This window comes from Bacillus sp. C30, assembly GCF_040838255.1.
GTDB classification, from domain to species: Bacteria; Bacillota; Bacilli; order Bacillales; family Bacillaceae_G; genus Bacillus_A; species Bacillus_A mycoides.
In genome coordinates this window covers 1-4757 of record NZ_JBFPJH010000258.1, presented here as the reverse complement: position 1 = coordinate 4757, position 4757 = coordinate 1, and the positions used below count along the sequence as shown (strand labels likewise).

General features: G+C 34.1%; 5 protein-coding genes and 2 pseudogenes. 5 read left to right on the top strand and 2 right to left on the bottom strand.

From position 1 onward, the window contains the following. Positions 1-421: 421 nt before the first annotated feature. From AB3X49_RS23245 to AB3X49_RS17875, 5 genes and pseudogenes are all read left to right on the top strand, one after another. Positions 422-609: pseudogene (locus tag AB3X49_RS23245) on the top strand (IS6 family transposase); the annotation flags it as partial. Positions 610-806: 197 nt separating this feature from the next. Next, positions 807-1103 (top strand): transposase, encoded by a 297-nt coding sequence (locus tag AB3X49_RS17890; protein WP_367963768.1) that lies wholly within the window; start codon positions 807-809, stop codon positions 1101-1103. An 8-nt stretch (positions 1104-1111) separates the two neighbouring features. Continuing rightward, a complete protein-coding gene (locus AB3X49_RS17885) occupies positions 1112-1696 on the top strand; it encodes an IS3 family transposase (RefSeq protein WP_367963766.1) in 585 nt (194 codons plus the stop codon). Then, entirely contained in the window at positions 1693-1995 is a 303-nt protein-coding gene (locus AB3X49_RS17880) for an IS3 family transposase (protein ID WP_367963764.1), read from the top strand. Before AB3X49_RS17885 ends, AB3X49_RS17880 begins: the two co-directional genes overlap by 4 nt. Positions 1996-2231: 236 nt before the next feature. Beyond that, positions 2232-2438, top strand: a pseudogene (locus AB3X49_RS17875) (DDE-type integrase/transposase/recombinase); the annotation flags it as partial. 910 nt (positions 2439-3348) lie between these two features. Here the strand turns inward: AB3X49_RS17875 and AB3X49_RS17870 are convergent. Together AB3X49_RS17870 and AB3X49_RS17865 are read right to left on the bottom strand one after the other, a co-directional pair. Next, entirely contained in the window at positions 3349-3582 is a 234-nt protein-coding gene (locus AB3X49_RS17870; RefSeq protein ID WP_367963762.1) for an alpha/beta-type small acid-soluble spore protein, read from the bottom strand. A gap of 919 nt (positions 3583-4501) precedes the next feature. Further along, a complete protein-coding gene (locus AB3X49_RS17865; RefSeq protein WP_367963760.1) occupies positions 4502-4714 on the bottom strand; it encodes an alpha/beta-type small acid-soluble spore protein in 213 nt (70 codons plus the stop codon). Positions 4715-4757 lie beyond the last annotated feature (43 nt).

The window sequence follows — 4757 nt, the reverse complement described above, 5'->3', positions numbered from 1 at the left end:
ATACATTAAGTGTGTAAATATAATTTTCTATAGGGTGTTTTTTGCAAAATAAAAGTGCAGAGAATTGCAGCGAAGTTTCCTGCATGCAACTTTACTTGGAGAAGAGAGCATGATAGCCTAAGTTGGCACGCCAGCCATTGGTACGGCTGAGTTCCTGGCGAATGAGTCATGCCCTTAGAGGCTCCATGTCAAGTTGCTCACCTCTGCACTTTGCTTTGCAATTCTCTGTATTTTTGCTCTGCTGAAAACAATAGGGGGTGCTTGCTATAAAACCGATTAGATCTAAGGGATTATCTGTAATGATAGTAGGATTAGGTTCTATAATTTTTTTAATTGTATTACATTTATTGGGGCTTAAATCTTCTAGTAAAGGTAAAAAAAGTGATTCTGTTGCAAAGTTTTTTAAACAAATCTAAACAATGAACTAGATCATAGACACATAAAACTAAGATTTCCCAATTTTTCGGATTCCAAAGTATCTGTCATGCTTCTCGTACCATAAAAGGAATTGCGACAACTCAGGACTTATATGAACAGAGACGGAGTCTTGAGTCAGACCCCGTTTTTTCAGTATACATGGTATTACAGAAATTAGTAACGATTGCTTAAATCTTCTCTCTAATCTAAAGTCTTTTTTACATTTTTCAAACTTTGCATCAGAACAGGCTACCGTAAGGATTATAAACACGTTGCATCATCATTGTAAAAACATAAAAAGGAGAAGAACTTAGCAATGATATGATCCCCTTATAGTAGACAGGAAAAAGAAAGCACATTAACCTGTTTACTATGGAGGGGATTTTTCTATGAGCGAAATTAGAGTCACTTACGATGTAGAATTTAAGAAAAAAGCTGTAGATTTATACTTAAAAGAAGGCATGAGCTATAAAACGGTTGCGAAAGAATTAGGCATTCATCACTCAGTTGTAAGTCGTTGGGTCAAACACTTTGAGGCTGAAGGTATCAAAGGGCTAGAAGAAAAACGTGGAAAAGCGAACGGGCCAGGTTTAGGTAGACCAAGAACGAAACCTGAGAATCCAGAAGCTAAGATTAAACGATTAGAAGCGGAGAATGAGATGTTAAAAAAGCTCTTAGGAATATAAAAGGAGGCATGTCAGCTATATCCAAAATGAGAAAGTTTGAAGTTATATATGAGATGTTAGAAAAAGGATATACGGTTACTCTATTATGTGCCATTGCTGGTGTAACCAGAAGTGGCTATTACAAATGGATAAAGCGACACGCAGTGCCTTCTAAAAAGCAATTAGCGGACACTGAATTCAAGAAAAAGATATTGGAGTGTCATACAAAACTAAGAGGAATTTATGGATATAGAAGAATACAAGTGTGGCTGAAAGCCACATATAACCTTCATTTGAATCATAAGCGCATCCAAAGACTGATGAGTGAATTGGGGATCAAAGCCATAATTAGGAGAAAACGACCTTATTACGGAAAAAAAGAGGCTTATGTGATTTCAGATAACCATCTAAATAGAGACTTTCAAGCTTCAAGACCGAATGAGAAATGGGTAACGGATATTACCTACTTGATTTTCAATGGACAACGCTTGTACTTATCCGCTATTAAAGATTTATATAACAATGAGATTATTGCCTATGAAACCAGTCGTAGAAACGACTTAAAGCTTGTGTTAGATACACTTTTAAAAAGGCAAAGAAAAAACGAAATGTGAAGGGACTCCTCTTACATAGTGATCAAGGGTCCCAGTATACATCTCGTCAATATAATCAATTACTTAAAAAATATCAGATAAAGGCAAGTATGTCTCGAAGAGGCAACTGTTGGGATAATGCTTGTATGGAAAACTTTTTCAGTCACTTTAAGGCTGAGTGTTTTCATTTAACCTCCTTCCGTAAAGCAAATGAGGTTAAACTTGCCGTGCGCAAATATATACATTTTTATAATCATCAAAGGTTTCAAAAGAAATTAAATAACCTGAGTCCATATAAATATAGAACTCAGGTTGCTTAGTTGCGCTTTTTAATTACTGTCTACTTGACGGGGGTCACTGCACAAGATTCTGCTCCTTTTTATGTGTGTAGTTTAAAATAAATACTCATACAAAAGCACCTAAATAAAGCTATTTTTGCTTTGTTATATAAAAATCACATATTAAATTCCACATAAAAGGTATCAAAAAATTACACGTGTTGAAGGATATAAATCCATTTTTTTAAATCCTCAGAGATATCACGATAATTTAAAGGATTCTCACAACAGACAAAACCCCAGCGTTATTTAACAAATTAAACGAACCAGGCTTTTATAAACGTACAAATCATTGTACAATCAAGCATTTCAACAATCTTATAGAACAGGACCATAGGCATGTAAAGAGACGTTTTGCCAAATCCGCAGAATTTCAAACCCTTCGTCATGCTTCACGTACTTTGAAAGGAATTGGAGCAATTCATACATAAACGAAAATGAAGTTTGCACCAGAGTAAACTCTAGTATATATTTAAATACAACTTCCCTTTCCAGAAAGGTGATATACTATGAACCATCTAACAATCCCAGATTTTTTTTCTTACTATCTATTAACGACGACACTCAAACTATAGAAGCACCCCTGCAATCTAATATAGAAATGCATACCTCCATAAATATATTCATTGAACTTTACATTCAAAAATACATTTTTATAGATGATGTAGGTGTTGTACATCGTACTAATACACCATCTAACATACCGTATTTACAATATACTTTAGATCTAACGCAACATTTAGATGACAACCATAATATAAAAATGTGGTTGTTAACAATTTGTGCGAAACAACAGTTCACTAGTGAACTGTATAATGCCGTGTTAGATAGAACACGGCGCCAAAAACAAGTGGAAATCATTAGAAAGCGAATATTAGGTATTCCATTTCGAGAACAGTACAAATGTTTTCAAACTAAAGAACACATCCTGGTCTTCTTACGAAAAAAAGCTTCTGAGGGGAAAATACAATATCTATCTACAATGACACTGTTTCTAGTCATGGGTTTGAATGGCCTTCTAAAAAAGAAAATGTGTCATGATACTTATGAGTATCTAATTCAATTAGAAGAATATAATAAATACTTACCTGAGGTTACGTCTATTCAAAAGGTTATAGGAGAAATTAAGGAGACTGTACATACTCTTTTAATATCGAAACACAGTCCATTTATGGGGGGACTGTAAACAACTTTAGTGCAAATATAAGGTGGTTCTGTTGCAAAGTGGATAAAAATTTAAATAGATTGAGCAATAGGCTTTACATTCTATGTACTTATGAATATGAATCGTAAGAAAAGCACCCGATTTGGATGCTTTTCGTTAAGTGTCTAAAGTTATTTAGACTTACCATTAAGTTGTTGTTTTGCTATGGCTACTAAGCGTTTTGTGATTTCGCCACCAACAGAACCATTTGCGCGAGATGTTGTATTTGGACCTAGTTTCACGCTAAATTCTTGTGCAATCTCATACTTCATACGATCGATTGCAGGCTCAGCACCTTGTACCAATGTGGTATGATTCTTTCTGGTATTCTTTTTAACATTCTTTTTGATATTCTTGCTTGGCATATATATCACCTCCTATAGTTCTACTATCTATGGTTTTACTATGCTATGAAGCATAGGGAAATATTCACTCCTTTTTTTGGATACCGTTTTATGGAAAAAGTTCAACGATTTCTACTCCTATGTAATAAAAAAGACAAGAAAGGATTTGTAGAAATCACAATAAGCACTTTTTACGACAATGAAAACAAGGTTAAAGCAATATATTTCAACAGAAACATAAGGTAAACTACCTACATACTAGTAACTAAAAATTTTAACTTCGAAAGTTATATACATTAAGAAAACAGAACGATTGATTACACTTTTATTCTTTCAAAATCCCTTCTGTTCATTTTACATAAAACATCTTAAATCAATACAATTAGAAAAGATACAGGAGATGTACTACATACACAGTCCCAGCGTTATGACGTCAGCACCTATTCTGTTCTTTCTAACGCATCTCACTAATCAGATAGCCGAAGTGAATTGCCAATCAAAAAAATTCATAATGAAAAAGGTATATTGGGCCAAAAATAGAATAAGAATATATTCACACATGTGTTTCACGTTTCATCGTAATTCATACCTGCAAAAAAGAGACGAAAAAATGCGTCTCTTTTTTGTTACAACTGTTATCGTAATAAACACCAAAATAGCTTCTTTTTGATTTTTATTGGTATACACGACCAAAAAACGTGCATATTAAGAGAAACAAGGAACAAATTGTATCAGTGCTTGCCATGAACTGTATCACCGTTTGCCATACGGAATTGATTACTCCTATTTATATAATATAGATATAAATATAAACGATACGTTTGTTCTTTGTTCCCTTATTAGTGCTCTTTTTCTCTTCTTCTAAGAACAAAATAACCCTGCATGTCCTAATAAATCAAATCAAGCCCAATTATTATTACTATCATTTGTTGTATTTATGTTAGCGGGTGATCCCACCGCCAAGTTGTTGTTTCGCCATTGCTACTAAACGTTTTGTGATTTCACCACCAACAGAACCGTTTGCACGAGCTGTTGTGTCTGCACCAAGTTGTACACCAAACTCTTGTGCAATTTCATACTTCATCTGATCAATTGCATTTTCAGCGCCTCGAACTACTAATTCATGACGAATTCCGCTATTATTGTTTACCATATTGTATCACCTCCTATGTATTTAATATGATACGAATCAAGAT

What these genes read in the sequence shown, in the direction of transcription:
- AB3X49_RS17890 (WP_367963768.1), top strand. Translation starts at nt 807, where the DNA reads ATGAGCGAAATTAGAGTCACTTACGATGTAGAATTTAAGAAAAAAGCT.
- AB3X49_RS17885 (WP_367963766.1), top strand. Translation starts at nt 1,112, where the DNA reads ATGTCAGCTATATCCAAAATGAGAAAGTTTGAAGTTATATATGAGATG.
- AB3X49_RS17870 (WP_367963762.1), bottom strand. Translation starts at nt 3,582, where the DNA reads ATGCCAAGCAAGAATATCAAAAAGAATGTTAAAAAGAATACCAGAAAG.
- AB3X49_RS17865 (WP_367963760.1), bottom strand. Translation starts at nt 4,714, where the DNA reads ATGGTAAACAATAATAGCGGAATTCGTCATGAATTAGTAGTTCGAGGC.